Genomic DNA, 25,762 nt, shown 5'->3' with positions numbered 1-25,762 from the left:
TCTCCCTTGGGGAGAAGACGTCTCGTGGCTCTGTGCGCGCAATTGAAAAAATCTGCGAATTGATCTGGGCCAAGGGAACGAATCGTGTTCAACTTCGTTCAGTGAAAAGCGGCCGTCATGACGATCGCGTCTCCCAGCAAGCGGCCGCGGGAGAGTACCATGCGGGCGAATGAAAACGACGTTTTTGACCTCTTTTCAAAAACTTATACCAGTGGTGCACAGGAAAAGCTGAGTTTACAGGAATACCTCCTCGCGTGCCGAGATGACAAAAGCATGTATGCGACGGCGCAGGAGCGGATGGTCGAAGCCATCGGCGACCCTGAACTGATCGATACCAGTGCCGATGAACGTCTTGGGCGGATTTTCTCCAACCGTACCATCAAGGTCTACCCCACCTTCGCCGATTTCTTCGGAATGGAAGACACGATCGAGCGGGTTGTCGGCTATTTCAGATATGCCGCACAGGGGCTCGAGGAACGCAAGCAGATCCTCTACCTGCTCGGGCCCGTCGGCGGCGGCAAGTCGTCGCTCGCCGAACGACTCAAGAAGTTGATGGAGCAGCTGCCGATCTACACGCTGGCCATCGACGATCACGTGAGTCCCGTGTTTGAATCGCCGCTGGGCCTTTTCCATCCCGACCGGATGGCCGACCTGCTCGAAGACAAATACGGCATTGCACGGCGAAGGCTCACCGGATTGATCTCGCCCTGGGCTGCGAAGCGGCTCGACGAGATCGGCGGCGACATTTCGAAATTCAGCGTTGTGAAGCTCATGCCCTCGCGGCTCCGCCAGATCGCCATCGCCAAGACCGAGCCAGGCGACGAGAACAACCAGGACGTCTCGGCGCTGGTCGGCAAGGTCGACATAAGGCAGCTCGAAAACTTCAGCCAGGCCGATCCCGATGCCTATTCCTATAGCGGCGGTCTCAACCGGACCACGCAGGGACTTCTCGAATTCGTGGAAATGTTCAAGGCCCCGATCAAGGTCCTGCATCCGCTGCTGACCGCGACCCAGGAGGGCAGCTATAACGGCACGGAAAACTTCGGTGGGTTCCCATACCAGGGCATCGTGCTGGCCCATTCCAACGAGTCGGAATGGCTGCAGTTCAAGCACAATAAGAACAACGAGGCCTTCCTCGACCGTATCCTGGTGGTCAAGGTTCCCTATTGCCTGCGTGTGACGGAGGAGCGGCTCATCTATGAGAAGCTGCTTCGCGAGAGCGAGTTGTCCAGGAGCCCCTGCGCGCCGGAAGTGCTGGAAAATCTCAGTCGGTTCACTGTCGCGACGCGGCTTGCGCCACATGAGAATTCGCCGACCTACACCAAGATGCGGGTCTACGACGGCGAAAACCTCAAGGACACCGACCCGAAGGCGAAATCGCTGCAGGAATACCGTGATGCCGCTGGCGTCGATGAGGGCATGACAGGCGTCAGCACGCGGTTTGCCTTCAAAGTCCTGTCGGAAACCTTCAACTACGACACCAAGGAAGTCGCCGCCGATTCGGTGCATCTCATGTACATTCTCGAGCAGGCGATCCGGCGTGAGCAGTTTCCCAAGGAGATCGAGGCTGCCTATCTCGACTTCATCAAGTCCGAGCTCGCGGCCCGCTATGCCGAGTTCATCGGCCATGAGATCCAGAAGGCCTATCTCGAATCCTATAGCGAGTACGGCCAGAACCTCTTCGATCGCTACATTTCCTATGCGGATGCCTGGCTCGAAGACCAGGACTTCAAGGATCCCGACACCGGCCAGATTCTCAATCGCGAGATACTCGACAGCGAACTCTCGCAGATCGAGAAACCCGCCGGCATCGCCAACCCGAAGGATTTCCGCAACGAGGTGGTGAAGTTCACCTTGCGCGCCCGCGCCAAGAACAGTGGACGGAACCCGAGCTGGACCAGCTACGAAAAACTCAGGGAAGTGATCGAAAAACGCATGTTCGGCCAGGTTGAGGACCTTCTGCCGGTCATCAGCTTCGGCTCCAAGAAGGACAGTGCCACCGAGAAGCAGCACGCCCAGTTCGTCCAGCGCATGACGGAGCGTGGATATACGGTGCGACAGGTCCGGCGGCTCGTGGATTGGTACATGCGCGTCAACAAGGCCGGCTAACGCTGTCCAAGCGGAGGCAGGCAGATGCCGAATTTCATCGACCGTCGGCTCAACCCGAAGGACAAGAGTCTCAACAACAGGCAGCGGTTCCTCAAGCGTGTCCACGACGAGATCAAGCGCGCGATCCGCGACCAGGTAAAGTCGGACAACATTGCCGACGTGGACGCCGCCCACGGCGTACCGATGCCGAAACGGGGTGCCGACGAGCCGAGCTTCCGGCCGTCCGCGAACGCCGGCGACCGGCAATATGTGTTACCCGGCAATCAGGACTACTCGCCGGGCGATAGAATCCCCAAACCCGAGGGCGGCGCCGGTGGAAGCGGCCACGGCAGGCCCGGCATGGGAGATGGCAGCGATGACGACTTCATCTTCATCCTGTCGCGCGATGAGGTGCTCGATCTTTTCTTCGAGGATCTTGAACTCCCCGATATGGTCAAGCTGAACCTGAAGGAGACCGTGACGTTCAAGCCGCGCCGCGTCGGCTTCACGACAGCGGGCACGCCGACCAACATCAATGTCGGGCGAACGATGCGCAACAGCTTCGGCCGGCGCGTTGCGTTGCGCCGTCCAAACGACAAGGAATTCCAGGCGATCGCCGAGCAGATCGCCGAACTGGAGAAGGAAGAGAAGCCTTCCGAGTCCCAACGCCGCAGGTTGCAGAGCCTGCGCGAGGAACTGGAGATGCTGGAACGACGCCGCCGGCGGATCGCCTATGTCGATCCCGTCGACGTCCGGTTCAATCGCTTCGAAAAGCAGCCTCTACCGAATGCGAACGCCGTGATGTTCTGCCTGATGGATGTGTCGGCCTCGATGGGCGAGCGCGAGAAGGATTTGGCCAAGCGGTTCTTCGTCCTGCTGCACCTTTTCCTCAAGCGCCGATACGAGCGGATCGACATCGTCTTCATCCGCCACACCGACGAGGCGCGGGAAGTGGACGAGCAGACCTTCTTCTATGACAGGCAAAGCGGCGGCACGGTCGTCTCTTCGGCGCTCGAGGAGATGCAACGCATTATCGCGGACCGCTACCCCTCGAATGTCTGGAACATCTACGCGGCGCAAGCCTCGGATGGCGACAATGCCAACGGCGACTCGGAGCTCTGCGCCTATCTGCTTCGCGAACATCTCATGCGCCTCTGCCAGTATTATGCCTATGTCGAGATCATCGACGAGCGTGAAAGCGATATATTCGGGGCGACCGACAACGGAACGTCGCTGTGGCGTGCGTACCGGACGGTTCATGGTAAGATGCCGAATTTCCAGATGACGCGGATATCCAAGCCTGCCGACATCTATCCCGTGTTCCGGAAACTCTTTGCCCGGCATCAACCCGTTGAAATGCGCAAGTGAGGGGGAAAGCGAATGGCGATACATGCGGCATCGAGCCTGCTGTTTGACGGTTCCGAGTGGAATTTCGAAACGCTTTCGCGCGCCTATGACGCCATCGAGACGATCGCGATCGATGAGATAGGGCTCGATGTCTATCCCAACCAGATCGAGATCATTTCCTCCGAGCAGATGCTGGATGCCTATTCCTCCGTCGGCATGCCGCTCATGTACCAGCACTGGTCGTTCGGCAAGCGCTTCGTGTTCGAGAGCCAGCTCTATCGCAAGGGCCGCCGGGGCCTCGCCTATGAACTCGTGATCAATTCCAGCCCCTGCATCACCTATTTGATGGAAGAAAACACCATGCCGATGCAGACATTGGTCATCGCGCATGCCGCCTTCGGCCATAACCATTTCTTCAAGAACAACTATTTGTTCCGTCAATGGACGGATGCAGGCGCGATCCTCGGCTACATGGACTTCGCCAAGAAATATATCGCCAAATGCGAGGAGCGTCATGGCGTCAATGCGGTGGAAGAAATCCTTGATTCGGCCCATGCGTTGATGGACCATGGTGTCTTCCACTACCGCCGTCCGCCCCGTCTCTCCTCGGAAAAGGTGCGGGAGCGGACGCGGGAACGTCTGGAATACGAGGAACAGAATTACAGCGATTTGTGGCGAACGCTGCCCTCGGGAGCCGGATCCGCCGACATCGAGGAGGCGGAGCGCGAAGCCTCGGAGCGAAAGGGCAAGCTCAATCTCCCCGAGGAAAACCTGCTCTACTTCCTCGAAAAGAACAGCCTTATCCTCGAGCCCTGGCAGCGGGAAATACTCAGGATCGTGCGGGTCATCGCGCAATATTTCTATCCGCAGGCCCAGACCAAGGTGATGAACGAGGGCTGCGCGACTTTCGTCCATTACACGATCATCAACAGGTTATTCGACCAGGGTAAGATCAGCGAGGGTGCGGTGCTGGAGCTTCTGGCGAGCCACGCCAATGTGGTCTTCCAACCGGGTTTCGACGACCCGCGCTATTCGGGGATCAACCCCTACGCGCTGGGTTTCGCGATGATGCAGGACATCGAACGCATCTGCACGACGCCGACGGCGGAGGACCGCGATTGGTTCCCCGACATAGCGGGCAACGGCGATTGGCGCGGCACGCTGATCGACGCCTGGACCAATCATCGCGATGAATCCTTCATCCTGCAATATCTCAGCCCCGCCGTGATGCGCAAATTCCGCATGTTCCAGCTTTCCGACCGCGCCAATGACAGGTTCTGTGAGATCAGGTCCATTCACAACGAGCGTGGCTATTCCGCCGTGCGCTCGGCGCTTGCCATGAACTACGACCTGGCAACGAACAAGCCCGACATACAGGTGGTTGACGTCGATCTCTTGGGGGATCGCCAGCTCCGATTGCGGCATACGGTGAAGGACGGCATGTTGCTTGAGGACAAGACCCGAGACGCCACCCTGGCGCATGTTCGCCGGCTTTGGGGATACGATGTCAGCCTGACCGGCGTCGAAGCATCGGGCGACGTTCTTTATGAGCGCTCCACGGTCCTTGCCGGCTGATCGTGCAACGCCGGCCGCATTGCTGTGGTCCGGTGCCTATTTATAACTCAGGCGCTATCCGAACCGGAACCGCCCGGCAAGAATCGCGAATGCGCGGTGCGGCCGGTCCGTCGTGCCGTCCAATCCATGTAAAAAAGCAGGAACCATGTGCAATTCGTCGCGTTTGACCTTCATCGTAGGCATAAACGAGAGGAATTTACGATGAGGAAAGTAATTGCACTGGCTTGCGCAGCCACCTTCGGTACGGCGACGTTCGCCCTTGCCGACAGCGTCACGATCCGCACCGACAACGAGCCGACCGGCAGCATTGTCGTCAAGGAGCGCCATGATCCCGATATCATCATCAAGAAGAAGCGTAACAAGGTCATCGTCAGGGAACGTGACGATCCGGATCTGGTGATCAAGGGCCGCGTCAACATCGATTGATCCGACGTAGCGGCAATCCAGAGTCAGCTGGGACAATCCCAGCTGGCTTTTTCGTTGCGCAACCCCGAGCGCATGAACTGCGTCCCGCCTTTTCCCGACCGCGCCCTTCCATTCGGCAGTCCCTGCTCCCCATTCAGCGCCGACCAATGATCTTTATGGAACCGCATTCGAATCCGGCAGTTGAGACGAACCAGGAACCGAGCATCGCTCTGAATGCTGGCGCCATCGTCGATGGCGGCAGCGTCGTCTCGCGAGGAGTGTCAAGTTGGCAAATCTGCCGGGTAGAGCCGAAAGCTGTTGGGTCGCGAACGCGCCCGCCACGCATTATCCAGCGCTGGACGGCCGTCAAAAGACCGATACCGTGATCGTTGGCGCGGGCATCGTCGGACTGACCGCCGCGCTCAAACTGTGCGAACTGGGGCGCCCGGTTGTCGTGCTCGAGGGGCTTCGCGTCGGCGGGCAGGTAACCGGGCGCTCCACCGCCAAGATTACCACCCAGCATGCGCTGATCTATCGGCATCTGATCGAGAAGAGGGGATTGAGGGCCGCGCAGGATTATGCCGACGCCAACCGCGCCGGCGCCTGGTTGATCGGAACGTGGGCTTCTCATTACGGGATCGCATGCGACCTCGAATCCAAGGATGCCTATGCATATGCCGACCGGGCGGAGCGGCGCCATGACGTGGAAGCCGAGGCGCAAGCGGCTCGCATGGTCGGGCTGGATGCCGAGGTATTGAACCACGCACCGCTGCCATTCCACACCGGTCCGACGCTTCGCTTCAGGGCGCAGGCTCAATTTAATCCCGCACGCTATCTGGTCGGGTTGGCGGCGGCTGTGACCGTTTGCGGTGGTCGAATCTTCGAGGCAAGCCGGGCGGGAGAATTCGAGGAAGCGGAACGATGGCGTGTGCTCACGGACGGCGGCAGCGTCGATGCCGAAAATGTCGTCGTTGCAACCAACATGACCGTGAAATCGCCTGTGGGGATGGCCAGGCGCACCCAGCCCCGGTGTCACACCGTGATGGCTTTCCGTATCAATGACCCGGCCTTGATTGACGGCATGTTCATCGGCATCGACGACCCGACGCATTCCCTCAGGCTCGGACGCGACCGTGATGGGCCGCTGCTGATCGTGCTGGGGCCGAAGTTCAACACGGGTCAGGATGGCGATGTGGCGCGCCGTTTCGTTGATCTGGAGCGCTGGACGAAAGCGCGATTTCCCGTAGGCGAGGCAGCCTGGCACTGGTGCAACGAAGACTACGACACGCCCGATAAAGTGCCCTATGCCGGCGCCGCCGATCCCGAAAAAGCGCCCGGCTTCTACATCGCCACGGGTTTCAACGGCTGGGGTATCAGCAACGGTACCGCCGTTGGCATGATGATCGCCGACCGGATCGCGGACCGGCCGAGCCATTGGACGGATCTCTACGATCCGGCGCGGCCGTATCCCGAGGACTTCCATATGGACGGCGACAGCCAATCCGTGGTCGAGAGCGTCGAGAAGATTCCGCCTGGTGGCGGAGGTGTGATCATAAGGGGCGAAGAGAAAATCGCGGCCTGGAGAAGCGAGGCTGGCCGGCTTCACACCGTATCCGCAAGCTGTACCCACAAGGGCTGCACCGTCACCTGGAACAATGCCGACAGGACCTGGGACTGTCCCTGCCACGGCTCGGTCTTTGCTGCGGACGGTTCGGTCATTCACGGGCCGGCACGCAAGGCTTTGCCACCAGTGCGGTTGGAGCTAGAGGGCTGAAATTCGCGGCGCTGGATGGCGACCAGTTCGGGTCGCGGTTGCGGCCGGCGGCGCCGGATAGCGAAAGCGCTGCCGCCAACGCCGGGCAGTCCTTGCGCCAATAGCCGGCTGCTTCATCTCAATGCGGCATGCCGTGGCCGCCGGCTGGCTTCTTGATGAAGAAGGCCGTAGCGACTGCCGCAATGGAGATGATCGCTCCGCAGAGGAACGCCGCCCGAATCCCGACCGTTGTCGCTGCAAGGGCACCGCTGCCGGCCAGTTCGGCGCTCGAGCCCGACATCGTCATGATCGCGACGAAGAGTGCGGTACCAGCCGCACCCGCGACCTGTTGCGTGGTGCCGATCATGGCGCTGCCATGCGAATAGAGATGGGGCGGCAGGGCTCCGAGGCTGGCGGTGAACAGCGGTGTGAACATCAGCGCAAGACCGATGCTGAGGATGATATGAGCGACCAGCAGCAGCCAGAACGAGGTGTCCTGCTGAATGAAGGTCAAGCCCCACATCAGCGCGCTGAACAGGATGGCGCCTGGAACGACAAGCGGCATCGGGCCATACCGGTCGAACAGGCTGCCGACGCTCGGGGCGCAGAGGCCCATGATCAGACCGCCTGGTAGGAGCAGCAACCCGGTCTGAAGCGTTGTCAGTCCCAGTACGTTCTGCAGGTAGATCGGCAGCAGGATGAAGACACCGAACATCGACATCATCAGGATCGCCATCATCAGCGCCGGGATGGTGAAGGCCGGGATTGTCAGGGTGCGCATATCCAGCAAAGCCCGGTCATGCTTCTGAAGATGCAGTTGTCGCAGAATGAAGACCGCGATGACCGCCCCGCCCAATCCCAGCGGAAGCCAGGGCGAAACGACCGGCGGGTGAAGCGCTGCCTCTCCCAGGCCGCTCAGGCCATAGACGAAGCTGCCGAAGCCGATGGCGGACAGCGGGATCGACAAAAGATCGATCGGTGCCTTCGTAGGCTCGGTGACGTTCTTGATTTTCCAGGCGCCGAGCGCAAGCGCTGCAAGAGCGATCGGCAGGACAAGCAGGAACAGCCAGCGCCAATCGAGCGCGCTGAGAATGAGGCCCGAAATCGTCGGACCGATGGCAGGCGCCACGGAGATGACGATCGAGATATTGCCCATCGTCTTGCCGCGCGACTGCGGCGGCACCAGATGCATGATCGTGGTCATCAGCAGGGGCATCATGATCGCCGTGCCGGACGCCTGCACGATGCGTCCGACCACCAGCATGGCGAAGCCCGGCGACAGCGCGGAAATCAGCGTGCCGGCACTGAAGAGCGTCATCGCCAGGATAAAGACGGGCCGCGTATCGAGCCGCTGCAGCAGATAGCCTGTCACGGGGATGACGACCGCCATCGTCAGCATGAACGCCGTCGTGAGCCATTGCGCCATGCTTGCGGAGATCCTGAGGTCGGCCATGAGATGCGGCAGTGCGACGCCCATGATGGTTTCATTGAGAATGACGACAAAGGCCGAAACCAGCAGAAGACCGATGACGAGCTTGTTGCGCGCGCTCTGGTCTTCCGTGCCGGAGATAACTTCAACATCGGAAATAGCTTGAATATCGTGAGTCATTGGGATGCCTTGGATGGATGCGGACAGGACGGTGCTCGAATGGACAAGAGAGCATTGTCACGACGTATCGCGGAGTGATGATCCGACATCAACGTTGCATTTTTTTATGCGCGACACTGTCAGTATGCAACGTGCTGGCGATCAGCGTTGTACAGACTGGATCAGGAGAAAGTTGGGCTGACGCATCCGGAGCACCCAGGCCGGCGAATTCGTGCATGAGGAGATAGAGAAGATCCGCCGAGGCAAGCATGGCGCGCGAAGCCCCAGGAGGCCATGGTGCATATTTTCCCCGACTTGGAGGGATACACTATGGAACAAGTCCTACACGGCAGCGCCTCACCTCACGGCCGTGACGGTATAGCCCTTCTGGCGGAACAGTTCGACCAGGCCTTCGTCACCGATCAGGTGCAGGGCGCCGACCGCCATGAAGACATTGCCCTCGGCGAGGATCGGCATGGCGCGGTCGGCCATGTTGTGGTTGCGCCTGGTGATCAGCACGTCCTCGAACTTCGCCATGTCCTGGAAATCACTGACATTCGTCTCCGGCGCGAAATAGGCGCCAGCCGGGAAGACCATGCCGATCCGGTCGCTCAGATAAAGCTGTACCGTGGTCTCCATCATGTCGGCGGTGTATTCGGGATATTTGAGACTGGAGACGAGAGACCTCACATGGAAATCGAGCGGCAGGCTGGCCATCGCCTCGATCTGCTCCTGCATGGTCTCCACGCCCTTGATCTTCTTGCCGGCGGCAGCGCCGTCCTTGGCAAGTTTCATGTCGAGGAACGGCGCGCCGTTCGCCTTGCGTGACAGTTCGCAGGTGGACAGCGAAACCATCGATGTGACCAGATAGGGCTTCATCTTGACGATCGACAGGAATGGAATGCCGCGCTTGATGAGATTGGCTTCCAGAACCGCCTTCTGGTCCGGCTTGAGATAGTTGTCGAGCGTATCCGTGCCCGAGAAATACATCAGGTCCGGCTTTGCCATCAGCGAGGCAGCGGCTTTCTGTTGGTCCAGCACTTCGTCGGATTCGAGCACGACGGTGGCCGCGCCGTCATAGGCGGATTTCGATTCATGTGGCAGGTCCGTGACGCGCGGGTCCGAGAGGTGGATCGTGCCGAGCAGCCAGTTGGGCTTGTGGCCGGTCATTTCCAGCTTCCAGAAGCGGGCGCCGGCATTCTTGACCTTGTCGCCTTCCGCCTTGAGCTTGGCATATTCCGCCGGATTTTTCGTCTCGAGCTCGGCAACAAGATTTCGCGCTCCGCACGCTGCATCCTCGGCGGCGCCCGCAGGCGTGGCGAACAGCAGGGTCACGGCAAGCAGCAGGGCCGCAAAAATATGGACCGCGACTATCAACGACAAGACACTATCGGCCGCGAGGTCGAGGATGCGGCCGGATCGGTTCCTGATTTCGGGCACGGCTGTAGACATGGTCACTTCCAGATTTTCGGTTTGCGGCAGGTTAGAGCCTGCGGCCTCACATTCCCTTAACCGATATGGTTAACCGGCACGTGGATGGGCCTTCTCGTAGATGTCGAGCAGCCGTGCCGAATCGACACCGGTATAGATCTGCGTCGTCGACAGGCTGGCATGGCCCAACAATTCCTGGATCGCCCTGAGATCACCGCCTGCTGACAACAGATGCGTGGCAAAAGAATGACGCAACGCATGCGGCGTGGCGGTTTCCGGCAGGCCGAGCGCCGAACGCATCTTCTGCATCTCGCGCTGGATGATCGCCGGCTGCAGCGGCCCACCACGGGCGCCGAGGAAGACCGGTTGTTCCGGACCGATGACGAAGGGGCAGAGTTTGATATAGGCCGCGACCGCATCTGCCGTCGCGCCGATCAGCGGCACGATGCGCGTCTTGCCGCCCTTGCCGGTGACGCGCAGCATTTTGGCGTCGGCGGGGAAATCGAGCCTGGTCAGCGAGAGTGCTTCGGAAATGCGCAAGCCCGAGCCATAGAGCAGGCTCAGCAGTGCCGCGTTGCGCGCGGCGATCCACGGCTCTTCGGCAAGCTGGCCCTCGTCGGTGGTCACGCGGATGGCCTGCGATGCACTCAGCGGTTTGGGCAGGCTTTTCGGCTGCTTCGGCGAGCGCACGGCGCGCGAACCGGCCGCATTGACCATGCCCTTCTTCTCGAGATGCCGGAGGAAGGAGCGAAGTCCGGCGAGGCCGCGCCCGAGCGTTCGGGCACCGGCACCATCCCGACGGCGATTGGCAAGGAAGGCGCGGAGATCGGCCGGCCTGAGCGCCTTGAGATCGGACATCCGCGCCGGGCCGCCGGCATGGCTGGTCAGGAACATCAGGAACTGGCGCGTGTCGCGCTCATAGGCATCGACCGTCAGCGCGGAAAGCCGCCGCTCCTCGGCGAGCGAATCGAGCCAGGTCCTGCGCTCGGCCAGCAGCGTCTCGTCGGCCATGATGAGGATTTCGTTCATGGCGAGAGAATGCGCCGAAATGGTTAAGTCAGCGTGACTTCCGGTGGTCCGAACCAGCCGAGCACTGCCCCCATGGCGAGAATCACCAGCAGCCAGTGAAATCCGTCGATAAGGGTTAGATCCCAGCCGTAGCCTCCATAGCGATGATTGATTGTCATCGTCATGGCGGCAAAGCCGAGCCAGAGTACGAAACCCCACATCAGACCCATTGTGATGGAATAGTCGTCCGGATTGCCCAAAGTGATAGCGCCCAGGACGAGGGCAAGGGCCAAGGCCATGACGAGTTCTCCGATGAAGGAGATCACAAAAGGCGAGTAGCTCATCTTGATAGTTGTCGGATCGCGCCGGGTCGCCTTGAGCCACGGCTTGCTCATCAGCGGATAATAGACGGAACCGACGATGAAAGCCGCGATGGCGGCGATCATGACGCCGAGAAGGTTGACGGTCGTGAAATCCATAGGCGGCTCTCCGTTTTGGTGTGCACCCCCTCTGCCCTGCCGGGCATCTCCCCCTCAAGGGGGGAGATTGGATGTGGTGCTCTCCCTGCCTCAAATTGACACTCCGTTGCTCAGCACTTGAGGTCCCTTTGGGTCGAGAGCGCGCTCCATCGGATCTCCCCCCTTGAGGGGGAGATGCCCGGCAGGGCAGAGGGGGGTGGCTTGCCACATTGATCAACGTTTGAGCGGATCAACAAACGAAGGTCAAGCGGACTTTCCGACAAACCGCCAAACCGTCGTCTTCTTCACCTCGGCGTCTTCCAGCGCCCGCGTAACCGGCACTTCATAGGTCGTGAGTGGTTCCATCAGGTGCCTTGGGCAGTAGCTGCGGCCCGGATCACCGACGATGAGGGTCTTGCCGGCCTGGGCCAGCATCGTGAACCATGGGACAAGCGCATTCGCGAAGCCGACATCGTAGAACACGTCGCCGGCCAGCAGCACGTCCGCTTCCAGTGTCGTGCCGATCAGATTGTCGTTGGTAAACGTAAGTTCGACATTATTTAGCCGGCTATTCAGTCTAACGGCTGCTTCGGTCCACGGATCGATATCCGCCGCAATAACCGACGCGGCACCGGCCTGCACAGCTGCTATGGCGACCAGCCCAGACCCCGACGCCAAATCCACCACGTGCTTGCCCGCCACCGTCTCCGGATGGTCGAGCACATACCGCGCCAGCCCCTGCCCGCCGGCCCAGGCGAAGGCCCAGAAGGGTGGCGGCAGGCCGATTTCCTCTAGTTCGTCCTCGGTCTTCAGCCACAGGTCATGCGCCTCGTCGGCGAGATGCAGTCGAATCTCCGGCACATGCGGCGGGCTCATCACCGACGTGTTTTCGAGGATGAAGGTTTCCGGGTCGGTCTTCACGGCGATTTGGGAGGATTGTCCAGTCCACACTTCTTGCAGATGTAGAAATATTCCTCGTCCGTCACCGGCTGCACCGAGAGACGCGAATTCTTGACCAGGATCATCTCGGCAAGCTTGGGATCGGCCTTGATGTCGTCGAGGTTCATCGGCTTGGGGATATCGACCACGGCGCGGATATCGACGCATTCCCAGGTCGGGTTGTCGGCGGTCGAATCCGGGTGGGCGAGCGCACAGACCTCGGCGATGCCGACGACCTCCTTGCCCTCGTTGGAATGGTAGAAGAAGCCCTTGTCGCCGATCTTCATCAGCCGCATGTTGTTGCGGGCGGCATAGTTGCGCACGCCGTCCCATTCCTGACCATCCTTGCCCTTGGATTTCAGCTTCTCCCAGGAGAAGGCGTCGGGTTCGGACTTGAAGAGCCAGTAGGCCATCTCACGCCTCCGGCTTGTTATAGGTCCAGTTCCACGGCCGGATATCGACCGAGGCGAACAGGCCGGCCTTGGCATAGGGATCGGCGGCGGAGAGCGCCTTGGCCTCCTCGATCGTCTCGGCCTTGACCACGACCAGGCTGCCGTTCGGCTTGCCGTCGGCATCGAGGAACGGACCGGCGAAGGCGAGCGTACCCGCGCTGTTCAGCCCGTCGAGGAATTCGATATGGGCAGGGCGCGTATCCAGACGCACTTGCAGGGCGCCCGGCTTGTCCTGGCAGAGGAAGGCGAAAAGCATGGTCGTTCCTTTCGGGTTCATTCGGTCGTGATCGGCCGGGTCATCAGGCCGTTGATCGCTGTTTTGACATCGATCGCGCCGTCGATGATAGAGGCGACGGCCAGCGTCACCGGCATATCCACATGATGCTCCGCCGCCAGCCGGGCGGCAATGGCCGCCGCATGGGCGCCCTCGACCAGTTCGCCGGAGGGGAGAGCCGCGCGGCCGGTGCGGCCGGTCTCGATGCCGAAGCGCAGGTTGCGTGACTGGTGGCTGGTGGCGGTGAGCACGAGATCGCCGAGGCCGGACAGGCCGCGCACAGTGTCCGGGTCGCCGCCATAGGCCTCGATCAGCCGCGACATCTCGGCGAGACCACGCGCGATCAGCGCGGCACGGGCGGAGTCTCCCAGACCCGCGCCTTCGACGATTCCGCAGGCGATGGCCAGCACGTTCTTCAGCGCCCCACCGAGCTGGACGCCGATGCGGTCGGTCGAGGGATAGAGCCGGAAGGTCGGACCTGAAATCGCCTGGGCGATGCGCTCGGCCTCCGCCATATCAGGCGAGGCCACCGCCATCGCGGTCGGCAGGCCCTTGGCGATATCGGCGGCGAAGCCGGGACCGGAAAGAACGGATATCGAGTGATCCGGCAGTTCCTCTTCGAGCACGTCGGTCAACAGCCGCGAGGTTGCCTTGTCGATGCCCTTGGCGCAGGTGACGATCGATTGATGCTGGCGGAGATGCGACTTGAGCTCCTGCGCCGCTTCGGCCTGCGCCTGGCTCGGCATGGCGAACAGCACGATCGATGCCTGTTCGAGCAGGGCGTTGTCGGTGGCGTAGTGGAGATCGGGCGGCAGCGTGATGCCGGGCAGGTTGCGGCTGTTGATCCGCGTGGCTTCGAGCTCGGCGCGCTGGTCCTCGCGGCGGCAGAGCAACGTCACATCGGCCTTTCCGGCCAGCGCCGCGACAGCTGCGAGCGCGGTGCCGAAGGCGCCCGAACCGACGACGACGATCTTTTCAGCGCCACTCATGCCTTGGCGCCCCGCTTGCCGCTGCCGATAATCGCGGCAGCGTCGGCATCGAGCGGCCAGCGTGAGCGTGGTGCGACGGTGAGGTCATCCGGCGCGAACCCCTCGGCCATGCGTTCCAATCCGGCCCAGGCGATCATCACCGCATTGTCGGTGCAGAGGTTCATTGGCGGCGCCACGAAGCGGAAGCCGTTGGCGTCGGAGATGGTTTGCAGCGTCGTGCGGACCTCTTCGTTTGCCGCCACGCCGCCGGCGACGACGAGCGCGGGATTGGCAACCGTGTTGCCGAAGCGCTCGCGGAAGCGCACCAGGCCGCGCCCAATCCGGTCCTTCAGCGTCCGTGACACCGCGTGCTGGAACGAGGCGCAGATATCGGCGATGTCCTGGTCGCTGACCGGCGCGATCGATTCCGACGCTTGCCGGACAGCGGTCTTGAGGCCAGAAAAGGAAAAGTCGAGCCTTGCCTCGCCGACCAGCGGGCGCGGGAAGGCGAAGCGATTCGGATTGCCCGTCTTCGCCGCGCGCTCGACGGCCGGTCCGCCGGGATAGGGCAGGCCGAGCAGCTTCGCGGTCTTGTCGAAGGCCTCGCCCAGCGCATCGTCGATCGTCGTGCCCCAGCGCTCGTAATCGCCGACGCCCTTGACCAGGATCAGCTGGGTATGGCCGCCCGAGACGAGCAGCAGCAGGTACGGAAAGGTCAACCCATCGGTCAGCCGCGCCGTCAGCGCGTGCCCTTCGAGGTGATTGACGGCATAAAGTGGCTTGCCGGATGCCATGGCGATCGCCTTGCCGGTGAGCAAGCCGACGATCAGCCCGCCGATCAGGCCCGGGCCGGAGGTGGCGGCGATGGCATCAATTTCACTGAGTTTCGTGTTCGAGCGAACCAGCGCTTCCGAAATCAGCGCATCCAGCGCCTCGGCATGAGCGCGGGCGGCGATCTCGGGCACCACGCCGCCATAGGCCGAGTGCTCCTCAAGCTGGGAAAGCACGACGTCGGCGAGAATACGGCCGGTGCCGTCGTCCAGCCGTTCGACGACAGCAGCGGCAGTCTCGTCACAGCTGGTTTCGATGCCGAGGATACGCGTGAGTGCCAACTTGAACCTTTTGTCCGATTGCGGATATCGCTAGGAATGATTAGTTGAGAGCCGATTACACGAGAGAGCCCTTTGGATGCAAACAAAAGCTTACCGGATCGGCACGCGCGGCAGTCCGCTGGCGCTCGCGCAGGCCGCTGAGACGCGGGCGCGGCTGATGCTGGCGCATGGCCTGCCGGAGGATGCCTTCGAGATCGTGGTGCTGTCGACCAAGGGTGACCGCATCACCGACCGGTCGCTATCGGAGATCGGCGGCAAGGGCCTGTTCACCGCCGAAATCGAGGCGCAGCTTCTATCCGGCGAACTGGATTTCGCCGTCCACTCGTCGAAGGACATGGCGACTGTTCTGCCTGAAGGTCTTGAAATCACCGCCTATCTGCCACGCGAGGATATCAGGGACGCGTTCGTGAGCCATATCGCGCCGCGACTGGCCGAAATGCCGATTGGTGCGATGGTCGGCACGGCATCGCTCCGCCGGCAGGCGCTGGTCAGGAAGCTTCGGCCGGATCTTCAGGTGAAGATCTTTCGCGGGCAGGTCGAGACGCGGCTGCGCAAGCTCTCGGAGGGCGATGCCGATGCGACGCTGCTCGCCTATGCGGGCCTGAAGCGACTCGGCAAGCCGGAGGTCGCCACCGAAATCCTCGATCCCGAAATCTTTCCACCCGCCCCGGCACAGGGCGCGATCTGCGTCGAGGCGCGCAAGGGCGATGCTGCGATCGCGGCACTTCTCGCGCCCGTCAATCATGCCGAAACATATTCGGCTGTCACCTGTGAGCGCGCCTTTCTCGAAGTGCTCGACGGCTCCTGCCGCACGCCGATCGCCGGCTATGCTCTGGTCGAGGGCGATCGCATCCGCTTCTCCGGCATGATTCTGACACCGGATGGGCAGACATCACATTCCATAGCAAGCGATGGATTGGTCCGCGATGCCTACGGGATAGGCCGCAAGGCCGGGCATGCGATCCGCGATCGCGCGGGTGCGCCCTTCTTCGAAAACTGGGGGTGAACGGCGATGCGGGTTCTGATCACAAGGCCCGAATCTCGGGCGGAAGGCACGGCGGCGAAGCTCACGGAACTCGGCCACGAGCCGGTCAGTTTCCCGCTTTTTGCGCCGGTGCGTGATCCCGATGCCGCCTCGCGGGCGCTGGCGACGCCGCACTCGGCAATCGCGGTCACCTCGCCCGAGGCGGTTCGCTCGCTGATGGAACTCGGGGACCTGCTGACACCCCATCTCGGCACCAGGGTCTTCGCCGTTGGCAGGGCGACGGCGCGGGCCGCCCGCGAGGCCGGCTTTACGGATATCGATTCTGGCGCTGGCGGCGGGCACGAGCTCGGCCACATCGTTGCCGCCTTCTATCACGCGCATGGCAACCCGGATCTGCCGGTTCTCTATCTCGCCGGCGAGAAACGGATGGGCCGGTTCGAACGGGTTCTTGCCGACAATGGAATAGCCTGCTTCGTTGCCGAGACCTACCAGATGGAGCCGATCGTCTATACGATCGAGGAGCAGCAGGCGATGCTCGTCGCCAAGATGGCGGATGCCGTCTTCTTCTATTCCCGGGAAACGGCCAACGCATTCTTCGCGCTGGAGATATTCAACGTCAGCCACGATGCGATCAGGAAAACGCTGTTTTTCTGCCTCAGCCGCAATATTGCCGAAGCGGTGCCCGAAGAGCTGCGGAACAGCGCGGTGGTCAGCGACAATCCCGACGAGGACGAGCTGATCGACCTGCTGTAAGAGAAAATGCCTTGCGGTGCAGCAGTGGGCGGTTAAGCTCCGAGCTGGACACTTAGGCCAATGAAAGAAAGGTGCCCCCGTATGGAACCGGAAGACCAGAGCCGCCATTCCAAGACCAAGCCCGAGCCGGTGACGATAGACCTCGGCGCCGAAGAGGTAACGGATATGGCCGCAGGCGATCCCGAGGGGACCGAGGACAATGTGACGGCGGATGCGGATACGGCACCGGCGACGGAAGCCGAAACATCCGCCAAGAGCTATTCCGGCATTCCGAATGCCAACAGCTCGGCTGCTGCCCAGCCGCAGCCAACCACTGCAAAAGGTTCCGGTAGCCTGTCCTTGATTGCAGCAAGCCTGATCGGCGGCGTGATCGCGCTCGGTGGAGCGGCTGGCCTGCAATATTGGGGCGTGCTGCCCTCGCTCGGCTCGAACGAGGAAACCAAAGTCGCGCTCAACCTGATGTCGTCGGAGGTCGAGAAGCTGAAGACCGAGGTTGCCGCCCAGCCGGAAGTCGATCTTTCGCCGGTCAACGCCAAGATCACCGCGCTCGAGGAGAAGATGACGACCGTGCCGGAGGCCAACGGCCTGTCGGCGGATGCCGATGCCCGCATCAATGCGCTGGCCGAACAGGTCAAGGCCGCTGAAGCGGCGGTCGGCACGCAGAAGACCGAATCCGAGACTGCGCGCGCGGCGCTCGAAATGCGCATCGAGGCCATCGAAAAGACGCTCAGCCAGCCGCGTGACGATGTCGAAGTGGCGGTCGCCATCGCATCGGCCGGCCTCAAGGCCGCGATCGATCGCGGCGGGCCGTTCATCTCGGAACTCGATACGCTCGAAGGTGTCGATCCCGAGGATCCGGCGGTCAAGGAGCTCAAGCAGTTCGCGGCGATCGGCGTGCCCTCACGCACCAGCCTTGTCACCGATTTTCCGGCTGTTGCCGATACGATCCTGTCGGCGGTCGTCATCGATGATCCCAACCAGAGCCTCACCGACCGCCTGATGTCGAGCGCGTTTTCCGCGATCAAGGTCCGGCCGGTCGGCGATGTCGAGGGCGAGGGACCGGATGCGGTCGTGGCGCGTATGGAGGAAAAGCTGAAGAACGGCGATTTCACCGGTGCCGCGAGCGAATGGGCGAAGCTTCCCGAACCCGCCAAGGCGGCGTCCGCCGCCTATAAAAAGCAGCTCGATGCCCGCATCCGTGTCGAGGAACTGGTCGGCAATGCCCTCACCAAGGCGGTCTCGACCACCAAGACGAACGGCTGAAGGAAAGTAACAGTATGATCAGGATCGTTTTCTTCCTTGCCGTCATTCTCGCGCTCGGCTTCGGCTTTTCCTGGCTGGCCGATCGTCCGGGCGAACTCTTCATCATCTGGCAGGGCAAGCGCGTCGAGATGACGCTGATGGTCGCCGCCGTGCTGGTGACCGTGCTCGTCGTTGCCGTGATGATCATCTGGTGGCTGGTCCGCACGATCTGGACATCGCCACAGTCGATGACCCGCTATTTTCGCGCCCGCAAGCGCGACCGTGGCTACCAGGCGCTGTCGACCGGGTTGATCGCAGTCGGTTCGGGCGATGCGCCGCTGGCGCGCAAGATGCTCGACCGGACCAAGGGCCTGATCTCGAGTGATTCCGAACCGCTGATCCATCTGCTCGAAGCGCAGGCCAGCCTGATCGAGGGCAAGACCGAGGACGCGCGCAAGAAATTCGAGCAGATGGCCGAGGATCCCGAGACCCGCGAACTGGGCCTGCGTGGCCTCTATCTCGAAGCACTTCGCCTGGGCGCCCATGAAGCCGCCCGACACTATGCCGAGCGCGCCGTCGAAAAAGGCCCGCATCTGCCCTGGGCCGCCGAGGCAACGCTGGAATACCGCACCCAGGCCGGACGCTTCGATGATGCGATCCGCCTGCTTGAAGGCCAGCGCGTTCTGTCGGGCATGGACAAGACGGTGCATGACCGCAAGAAAGCGGTACTCTTGACCGGCCGGGCGCTGTCGAAGCTCGACGCCGATCCGAAGGCCGCGCGCGACGACGCTTATATGGCGCTGAAGCTGGCGCCGGATCTCGTGCCCGCCGCGACCATCGCGGCCAAGGCCTATCTCCGGGAAAACAACGTCAAGAAGGCGCTCTCCACCATCGAGCAGGCCTGGAAAATCACACCGCAGATGGAACTCGCAACCGCCTATCTGGCGGCCGGCGGTGTCACGGCGCAGGAAAAGCTCAAGCGCGCCGACCGTCTCGAGCAGCTTCAGCCCAATACCTATGAGGCACTTTACGCTTCGGCCTGGGCGGCACTCGATGCCCGCGATTTCGACCGGGCGCGTGCCAAGGCGGAGGCCGCGGCGAAAGTGTCCGAGCGCGAAAGCGTCTATCTCCTGATGGCCGATATCGAGGAAGCCGACAGCGAGGACCAGGGCCGGGTGCGCCATTGGCTGGCCCAGGCACTGCGGGCGCCGCGCGATCCGGAATGGGTCGCCGACGGGCAGGTGTCCCAGCATTGGCTGCCGGTCTCGCCGGTCACCGGCAAGCTCGATGCCTTCGAGTGGAAACAGGCCTATGGCCCCGCACCGGGCCTTGTCAGCGATGGCACGGCCAATGGCGCCGACCACGCGTTCCGCTCGCTGCCGGCGCCCGCCCGTGCCAGCGAACCGATCGCCGTGCCGGAACCGCGCGAGGTCGTGCGGCCAGTCGATAACCCGATCACGCAGGTCGACGTACCTGTTGAGCCTGAACCGAAACCGGAGCCGATCGTTCTGGATGAGGCGGCGCCCAGGAAGCGCGAAAGCGCAAACGAGGATCAACCGTTCTTCGGCCGTCCGCCGGACGATCCCGGCGTGAAACCGATCAAGGAAGCGGTGGCGAAACCGGCGACATTCCGGTTGTTCTGAAGACGGGCCGATTGTTTTAAAACAAGCAGGTTGTTCTGAAAACGGGTGGCAATGGAGGCGGAAAGCGGCGATGTTCGAGCGACTTAAGACATTCCTGAATTCGCTCGGCTCGGAAACCGCGAGGGTCGAGCCGGACGAAACGGCCGTGGCCATCGTGGCGCTTGCGCTGCATGTCATCCATGCCGATGGAGTGGTGGAAGAAAAGGAAAACCAGGTCCTCGAATCGGAAATCCGTAATTATTTCAATCTGTCCAAGGGCGAGTATGACGAGATGCTCGCCGCCGCGAAGCAGCAGGAAGAGCGCGCGATCGATCTTTTCCGCTTTACATCGCGGATCAATCGCGCTCTTGATGAGCGTCAAAAGACGGAATTCATCGGCCTGCTCTGGCAAATCGTGCATGCCGATGAACAAAGAAACGAGATCGAGGATCACCTGGTATGGCGAATTGCCGAATTGATCGGCGTTTCCGGCCGTGTTCGTATTGCCCAGCGGCAGGAAGCGGAGCAGGCCAACAAAGGTGAGTAGTTAAGGACGATGCTGCAATCGCTCAGGAAAACGCTGCCGGCGGATGACCGGCCGGTTCTGATCGTACTCCATCAGGAACATTCCACGCCAGGACGCGTCGGGCATATGCTCGAAGCCAAGGGTTACAGGCTCGATGTCAGACGCCCGGCGATGGGGCAGAGACTGCCCGAGACCATGGCCGATCACGCCGGCGCCGTCATCTTCGGCGGGCCGATGAGCGCCAACGACCAGGACGACTTCATCAAGTACGAGATCGACTGGATCAACGTCCCGCTTTCGGAGAACAGCCCCTATCTCGGCATCTGCCTCGGTGCGCAGATGCTGGTCAAGACACTCGGTGGCCGGGTGGCCGGCCATCACGAGGGGCTGACCGAGATCGGCTGGTATCCGCTCCAGGCCACCGAGGAAGGCGAAAAGCTCTTGGAATGGCCGAAGATGGTCTATCAATTCCATCGCGAGGGCTTCGACCTGCCTGATGGCGCGACGCTGCTTGCACGAGGGGACGCCTATGAGAACCAGGCGTTCCGTGTCGGCGAAAATGCCTGGGGCATCCAGTTCCATGGCGAACTGACCCGGGTGATGATGCATCGCTGGGTGGTGCGCGGCGCGCACCGCTTCGAACTGCCGGGCGCGCAAACCGGCGACAAGCATCTCGAAGGGCGCTTCCTGCATGATGCGCCGCTCAAGAACTGGATGTCCGGCATGCTCGACATGGTTTTCAAGCCGCGCGAGATTTGAGGCTCGCTCCCTCTTCTCCCCTTGGGGAGAAGGTGGCGCGAATGCGCCGGATGAGGGGTTGTGCGAAGCACGAGCGAGAACCCCTCATCGCCTCGCATTCGCTCGGCACTTCTCCCCAAGGGGAGAAGGGGGGAGCAAGCGGCGACCCCCACACTTCAAGTCAAACGCCTGCGCCTTTGGTGAGACAATTTTCAGTTGGGAGGAACCGACATGAACGCAAACCAGCGCCAGCCCGCGCTTGAACCCAACGACCTCGAACGCCTGCTCGTCGAGCGCCAGCATGCGGGCGATATCGACGGCATGACCGCGCTGTTCGAACCGGATGCGGTGATCGATTGCAGCGACGGACGGTTCATTCGCGGCCACGACGCCATCCGTGCCTTCTATGTCGAATTCGCCGCGACCGGCAGGAAGTTCGCCAGGGGCGAGCAACGGCCGGCCCTCATTTCAGGCGATCTCGCATTGACCTCAACGAAGCTGCCCGATGGCGATGTGACGAGCGAAGTTGCCCGCCGGCAGAGCGACGGCACATGGCTCTGGGTGATTGACCGCTATTCCGTCACTTGACTGCTTCTGGTACCGCCGCCCGCTCCGGCGCATCCAGAGTGTCGATCTTGCGCAGTTGCGGGAAGATTCCGGCCCAGATCAGCGACACGGCGAGCGTACCGATGCCGCCGATGACAACGGCCGGCACAGCGCCGACGAAATGCGCCATGGTGCCGGCGCGGAACTCGCCGAGTTCGTTGGACGCGCCGATGAAAACGGAATTGACGGCGTTGACGCGGCCGCGCACCTCGTCGGGCGTCCAAAGTGCGATCAGGGTTTCGCGGACATAGACCGAGATCATGTCGCCGGCGCCCATGATGGCGAGTGCCACGATCGATAGCCACGCCGTTTCCGACAGGCCAAAGATCAACGTGCCCAGGCCGAAGATCGCCACGCCGACGAACATCTTGAGGCCGGAGCCGTGCTTGATCGGGAAGGCCGCCAGATAAAGCGCCATGGCAATGGCACCCGCACCCGGTGCTGCCCTGAGCATGCCGAGACCGAGCGGCCCCAGCACCAGGATATCGTTGGCGAAGATCGGCATCAGCGCCACGGCGCCGCCGAGCAGCACCGCGAAGAGATCGAGCGAAATCGCGCCCAGAACCACTTTCTCGAAGCGGATGAACTTGAAGCCCGCGAGGATATAGTTCCAGCTCGTCGGCTCGCCCGCCTTGCGCTGCGCGGGCTTCGGGATGGTGTAGACCAGCGCGGCACCCGACACCATGAAGGCGAGTGCCACGGAATAGGCGACGACCGGCCCCAATCCATAGAGCAGGCCGCCGGCGACCGGGCCGATGATCGATGCGGTCTGCCAGGAGGAGGCATTCCAGGCAAAGGAATTGGCGAGATCCTTCTCCGGCACCAGGTTGGGCGCCAGGGACTGCACGGCCGGCCCCATGAAGGCGCGCTCGATGCCGAAGACGACGAGTACGATGAAGACCGGCAGCGGCGCGAATGTGCCCGATATGGTGAGCAGCAACAGTGCCGCCGCGCAGAGCGCACTGATCGTCAGGCAGATCGAGACGATGGCGCGCCTGTTGTAGCGGTCCGTCACCGAGCCGGTGACAAGGATGAGGATGAGCGCCGGCAGGAACTGGACAAGGCCGATCATGCCGAGCAGGAAGGCGCTCTTCGTCACCTCATACATCTGCCAGCCGACGGCGACCGAGATGATCTGCGTGGCGAAAGCGGCGAGAAAGCGGGCGCAGAAGAAGAGTGTATAGGAACGATGGCGAAAGGCGGCAAAGCGGTCTTCCGCCGGATTGACTTGCATGTGACGCTCGTATGCGGGAAAAGCTGGAACGGCGCGTGGGCCGTTAATCATAGCGGGTAAGCGAAGCAGGCTCGCTCTTGCCCGATAAAGAGCCAATGATTACATGTCTGTCAACGTGAAATCGCGCAGGCCCCGGACGGAACGGATGGGGGCGCGGCCAAGAGGAACCCTATGCTACTCGTCATCCTGTCGACCCTGAACTTCATCATCAACATCTTGTGGTTCATCATCATCGTCTCGGCGATCTTCTCTTGGCTCTATGCGTTCAACGTCATCAACACGAGAAACCAGTTCGTCAACCAGGTCGGCAGCGCGCTCTATCGCCTGACCGAGCCGCTCTACCGGCCGATCCGCCGCTTCATGCCGAACCTCGGCGGCGTCGATCTTTCGCCGCTCGTGGTGTTGGTCATCCTGTTCTTCCTGCAGCAGGTCATCGCCTATATCGCCCGCACCTACGGCTGATAGCGATCTGCGATAACACAACAAAAAGCCTCCGGACCGATCCCGGTCCGGAGGCTTTTTCAAAATCATTCCGAAGACGTGGTTTACTTGGTCGCCTTGTAGCGATCGATCGCCTCGACGATCAGGCGGCGTGCATCGGCCGCGCCGCGCCAACCATCGAGCTTCACCCATTTGCCGGGCTCGAGATCCTTGTAGTGTTCGAAGAAATGCTCGATCTGCTTGATCGTGATGTCGGGCATATCGGTATATTCGTGCACCTTCTCGTATCGCAGCGTCAGCTTCGGCGAGGGAACGGCGATGATCTTCTCGTCCTTGCCGGAATTGTCTTCCATCATCAGCACGCCGATCGGGCGGACATTGATCACGCAGCCGGGCACCAGCGGGCGGGTCGAGGCGATCAGCACGTCGATCGGATCGCCGTCTTCCGACAGGGTATGCGGCACGAAGCCATAATTGCCTGGGTAGTGCATCGGCGTATAGAGGAAACGATCGACTACCAGTGCGCCGGCTTCCTTGTCCATCTCGTATTTGATCGGATCGCCGCCGACGGGCACTTCCACGATCACGTTCACGTCTTCCGGCGGGTTGTTGCCGATCTTGATAGCGTCGATGCGCATCTGATGCCTCCTGCTTGAATAGGTGCCCGGCAATAGAAGGATTCAACCGCGCTGACAATATTGCTGCGGTAGCGAAAAGCCGGATTCGCCAAGAAATTCGAGTGCGGCGGTAAATGGAATGCGTTAATGACCAGTCTTGCGATGGAGGTGGCGATGCGCTGGGCGACAACGATCTCGATCTTGGCCGTGATGATGGTGGCGCAGTCCGATGCGGCGCTCGCAGCCGGCAGCGCCTATACCGAACTCGAGTTGGAGAAGTGCGAGACCCTGGTGGCGCCTGATCCGGACGAGCCGGGTGGCGACTTCACCTCCGTGCTTTGCCCCGGCCTCGGCGAGTACAAGGTGCTCTTCAAGGAGGGCGACCTGCGCCAGAGCATTCATTATGGCTTTCTCAAGAAATCGATCATCGATCACGCTTTCGAGTCCTTCGGCCCGTTCAACCACATGAACCCGAAGATCGAATGGCGCATCGGCGCCGGCGGCAAGCCGATCGCGGCCATCCAGCGCTTCCTTGTTGGCGATGAGAGTTCCCAAGGCCAGATTCTGGTCATCTCGAAGGTTGGCCAGCCGGACGAAGAGGAAGGATGCCCGGTGGGCTATGTCGATGCCCTGGCCAGCAAGGATGCCAACAACCTGGCGCGCGCCGTCGCCGATGGGCTCGCCCTGCATTTCCGCTGCGGCATCGACAAGCCCGATTATCACGGCGCGAAAGGCGACAAGGCCGCCGATCCGATGATCTACCACGGCGATGACGGCTAGCGGTTGAATGAATCCGCGCGGTTGCGCGTATCCCTATGCGAAAGGATTCCGCCATGACCATTCGCGCCGTGATCATTGCCCTGCCCGCCCTTACCCTGCTTGGCCTCAACGCTCCGGCTCATGCCGCGGAGAGCGCCTATACGAGCGCCGCGACCGACAAGGGCTGCGTGACATCGGGCACGCCGACGCCTGAAGACGAGGACATGGGCAACGTCTCCCTCAAATGCGCGGGCTATAAGGATTATCCCTTTTATTTCAACGCCTATGACAATAGGGAAAGCACCTATTTCGGCCACCTGAGCAAAGCGATCCTTGATGGCGCCGGCGAGACATTCGAGACATTCAACTATGTCGGCGACAAGATCGAGTGGCGTCTCGACGATGATGGCGTGCCGCGCGCGACCATCCTGCGCTACATGATCCAGAACCTCAATCCGGACACCTCGGAGCCCGACAAGGCGCATGAAGGCCAGGTCCTGGTGATCTCCCGCGTCGGCCAGCCCGACGACATGACGGGCTGCATCACGGCTTACGTCGATGCACTGGAAAACAAGGATGCGAATGAACTGGCCCGCAAACTCGCGGATGAACAGGCGCCGGGCTTTCCCTGCGGCAAGCAGCAGCCGAAATTCCACGGCAAAACAGGCAAGCTTTCGGGCTATCCGGTCTACAATTATCCGGATTTGAGTGCTGCGAGGTAAACTACATTTCAGACAAAGACCCCGCCCCGAAACCCCTCCCCACAAGGGGGTATTGATGAAGGGGATGTCTCCAACGACGAATATATCTAGCAGTCACCCTTCCAAACCCACCGCCCAAG

The 25,762-nt window shown here is 61.6% G+C and carries 26 protein-coding genes; 15 read left to right on the top strand and 11 right to left on the bottom strand.

Going from position 1 to position 25,762, the window contains the following annotated elements; all coding sequences use genetic code 11:
* Positions 1-159 precede the first annotated feature (159 nt).
* From IHQ71_RS25225 to IHQ71_RS25205, 5 genes are all read left to right on the top strand, one after another.
* Complete coding sequence (locus tag IHQ71_RS25225; RefSeq protein ID WP_258159151.1) at positions 160-2,109, top strand: PrkA family serine protein kinase; 1,950 nt, start codon at positions 160-162, stop codon at positions 2,107-2,109.
* Between the two features lie 24 nt (positions 2,110-2,133).
* On the top strand, positions 2,134-3,456 hold the full coding sequence (locus IHQ71_RS25220) for a YeaH/YhbH family protein (protein WP_258159150.1): 1,323 nt from the start codon (positions 2,134-2,136) through the stop codon (positions 3,454-3,456).
* A gap of 12 nt (positions 3,457-3,468) precedes the next feature.
* Positions 3,469-5,010: a SpoVR family protein gene (locus IHQ71_RS25215; RefSeq protein WP_258159149.1), complete on the top strand. Its 1,542-nt coding sequence runs from the start codon at positions 3,469-3,471 to the stop codon at positions 5,008-5,010.
* A gap of 201 nt (positions 5,011-5,211) precedes the next feature.
* Positions 5,212-5,436, top strand: a complete 225-nt coding sequence (locus tag IHQ71_RS25210) for a hypothetical protein (protein ID WP_258159148.1) — start codon at positions 5,212-5,214, stop codon at positions 5,434-5,436.
* A gap of 265 nt (positions 5,437-5,701) precedes the next feature.
* On the top strand, positions 5,702-7,189 hold the full coding sequence (locus tag IHQ71_RS25205) for an FAD-dependent oxidoreductase (RefSeq protein ID WP_258159147.1): 1,488 nt from the start codon (positions 5,702-5,704) through the stop codon (positions 7,187-7,189).
* 118 nt (positions 7,190-7,307) lie between these two features.
* Here IHQ71_RS25205 and IHQ71_RS25200 read toward each other — a convergent pair whose 3' ends face one another.
* From IHQ71_RS25200 to tsaD, 9 genes are all read right to left on the bottom strand, one after another.
* Entirely contained in the window at positions 7,308-8,777 is a 1,470-nt protein-coding gene (locus tag IHQ71_RS25200) for a DHA2 family efflux MFS transporter permease subunit (protein WP_258159146.1), read from the bottom strand.
* A gap of 336 nt (positions 8,778-9,113) precedes the next feature.
* Positions 9,114-10,208, bottom strand: a complete 1,095-nt coding sequence (locus tag IHQ71_RS25195; protein WP_258159145.1) for a TraB/GumN family protein — start codon at positions 10,206-10,208, stop codon at positions 9,114-9,116.
* Positions 10,209-10,277: 69 nt separating this feature from the next.
* Positions 10,278-11,216 carry a tyrosine recombinase XerC gene (locus tag IHQ71_RS25190; RefSeq protein ID WP_258159144.1) on the bottom strand — a complete coding sequence of 313 codons (939 nt, stop codon included), beginning with the start codon at positions 11,214-11,216 and terminating at the stop codon, positions 10,278-10,280.
* A 23-nt stretch (positions 11,217-11,239) separates the two neighbouring features.
* The gene (locus IHQ71_RS25185; RefSeq protein ID WP_258159143.1) at positions 11,240-11,674 is read right to left on the bottom strand and encodes a DUF1761 domain-containing protein; all 435 of its coding nucleotides are present in this window, start codon (positions 11,672-11,674) and stop codon (positions 11,240-11,242) included.
* Positions 11,675-11,917: 243 nt separating this feature from the next.
* Positions 11,918-12,574 carry a methyltransferase gene (locus IHQ71_RS25180; protein WP_258159142.1) on the bottom strand — a complete coding sequence of 219 codons (657 nt, stop codon included), beginning with the start codon at positions 12,572-12,574 and terminating at the stop codon, positions 11,918-11,920.
* On the bottom strand, positions 12,571-13,005 hold the full coding sequence (locus tag IHQ71_RS25175) for an EVE domain-containing protein (RefSeq protein ID WP_258159141.1): 435 nt from the start codon (positions 13,003-13,005) through the stop codon (positions 12,571-12,573). The genes IHQ71_RS25180 and IHQ71_RS25175 overlap by 4 nt, the downstream gene beginning before the upstream one ends.
* A 1-nt stretch (position 13,006) precedes the next feature.
* Positions 13,007-13,300, bottom strand: a complete 294-nt coding sequence (locus IHQ71_RS25170) for a YciI-like protein (protein WP_258159140.1) — start codon at positions 13,298-13,300, stop codon at positions 13,007-13,009.
* A 17-nt stretch (positions 13,301-13,317) separates the two neighbouring features.
* Positions 13,318-14,307 carry an NAD(P)H-dependent glycerol-3-phosphate dehydrogenase gene (locus IHQ71_RS25165; RefSeq protein ID WP_258159139.1) on the bottom strand — a complete coding sequence of 330 codons (990 nt, stop codon included), beginning with the start codon at positions 14,305-14,307 and terminating at the stop codon, positions 13,318-13,320.
* On the bottom strand, positions 14,304-15,398 hold the full coding sequence (gene tsaD, locus IHQ71_RS25160) for a tRNA (adenosine(37)-N6)-threonylcarbamoyltransferase complex transferase subunit TsaD (protein ID WP_258159138.1): 1,095 nt from the start codon (positions 15,396-15,398) through the stop codon (positions 14,304-14,306). Before tsaD ends, IHQ71_RS25165 begins: the two co-directional genes overlap by 4 nt.
* A gap of 76 nt (positions 15,399-15,474) precedes the next feature.
* Between tsaD and hemC the strand changes: the two genes are divergently transcribed.
* The 7 genes from hemC (at position 15,475) to IHQ71_RS25125 (ending at position 21,852) form a co-directional block, all read left to right on the top strand.
* The gene (gene hemC, locus IHQ71_RS25155; protein WP_258159137.1) at positions 15,475-16,404 is read left to right on the top strand and encodes a hydroxymethylbilane synthase; all 930 of its coding nucleotides are present in this window, start codon (positions 15,475-15,477) and stop codon (positions 16,402-16,404) included.
* 6 nt (positions 16,405-16,410) lie between these two features.
* Positions 16,411-17,136: a uroporphyrinogen-III synthase gene (locus tag IHQ71_RS25150; RefSeq protein ID WP_258159136.1), complete on the top strand. Its 726-nt coding sequence runs from the start codon at positions 16,411-16,413 to the stop codon at positions 17,134-17,136.
* Positions 17,137-17,217: 81 nt separating this feature from the next.
* Positions 17,218-18,399, top strand: coding sequence for a COG4223 family protein (locus IHQ71_RS25145; RefSeq protein WP_258159135.1), 1,182 nt, complete (start codon positions 17,218-17,220; stop codon positions 18,397-18,399).
* Positions 18,400-18,413: 14 nt separating this feature from the next.
* Complete coding sequence (locus IHQ71_RS25140) at positions 18,414-20,021, top strand: heme biosynthesis protein HemY (RefSeq protein WP_258159134.1); 1,608 nt, start codon at positions 18,414-18,416, stop codon at positions 20,019-20,021.
* A gap of 145 nt (positions 20,022-20,166) precedes the next feature.
* Entirely contained in the window at positions 20,167-20,547 is a 381-nt protein-coding gene (locus IHQ71_RS25135; RefSeq protein WP_258159133.1) for a TerB family tellurite resistance protein, read from the top strand.
* Between the two features lie 9 nt (positions 20,548-20,556).
* Positions 20,557-21,285 carry a glutamine amidotransferase gene (locus IHQ71_RS25130; RefSeq protein ID WP_258159132.1) on the top strand — a complete coding sequence of 243 codons (729 nt, stop codon included), beginning with the start codon at positions 20,557-20,559 and terminating at the stop codon, positions 21,283-21,285.
* 210 nt (positions 21,286-21,495) lie between these two features.
* On the top strand, positions 21,496-21,852 hold the full coding sequence (locus IHQ71_RS25125) for a nuclear transport factor 2 family protein (RefSeq protein WP_258159131.1): 357 nt from the start codon (positions 21,496-21,498) through the stop codon (positions 21,850-21,852).
* Here the strand turns inward: IHQ71_RS25125 and IHQ71_RS25120 are convergent.
* Positions 21,845-23,104: an MFS transporter gene (locus tag IHQ71_RS25120; RefSeq protein WP_258159130.1), complete on the bottom strand. Its 1,260-nt coding sequence runs from the start codon at positions 23,102-23,104 to the stop codon at positions 21,845-21,847. The genes IHQ71_RS25125 and IHQ71_RS25120 overlap by 8 nt on opposite strands.
* A gap of 171 nt (positions 23,105-23,275) precedes the next feature.
* Between IHQ71_RS25120 and IHQ71_RS25115 the strand changes: the two genes are divergently transcribed.
* On the top strand, positions 23,276-23,566 hold the full coding sequence (locus IHQ71_RS25115; RefSeq protein WP_258159129.1) for a YggT family protein: 291 nt from the start codon (positions 23,276-23,278) through the stop codon (positions 23,564-23,566).
* Between the two features lie 83 nt (positions 23,567-23,649).
* Here the strand turns inward: IHQ71_RS25115 and ppa are convergent, their stop codons facing one another.
* Entirely contained in the window at positions 23,650-24,183 is a 534-nt protein-coding gene (gene ppa, locus IHQ71_RS25110) for an inorganic diphosphatase (RefSeq protein WP_258159128.1), read from the bottom strand.
* A 126-nt stretch (positions 24,184-24,309) separates the two neighbouring features.
* On the opposite strand from ppa, the gene IHQ71_RS25105 reads away from it, so the two are divergent.
* Together IHQ71_RS25105 and IHQ71_RS25100 are read left to right on the top strand one after the other, a co-directional pair.
* Positions 24,310-24,942: a hypothetical protein gene (locus IHQ71_RS25105; RefSeq protein ID WP_258159127.1), complete on the top strand. Its 633-nt coding sequence runs from the start codon at positions 24,310-24,312 to the stop codon at positions 24,940-24,942.
* Positions 24,943-24,995: 53 nt separating this feature from the next.
* Positions 24,996-25,643, top strand: a complete 648-nt coding sequence (locus IHQ71_RS25100) for a hypothetical protein (RefSeq protein ID WP_258159126.1) — start codon at positions 24,996-24,998, stop codon at positions 25,641-25,643.
* Positions 25,644-25,762 lie beyond the last annotated feature (119 nt).

The sequence above is a fragment of the Rhizobium sp. TH2 genome (genome assembly GCF_024707525.1).
In the GTDB taxonomy this organism is placed as follows: domain Bacteria; phylum Pseudomonadota; class Alphaproteobacteria; order Rhizobiales; family Rhizobiaceae; genus Rhizobium_E.
The sequence above is the reverse complement of the archived record's forward strand: the minus strand, read 5'-3'. Positions and strand labels throughout refer to the sequence as shown.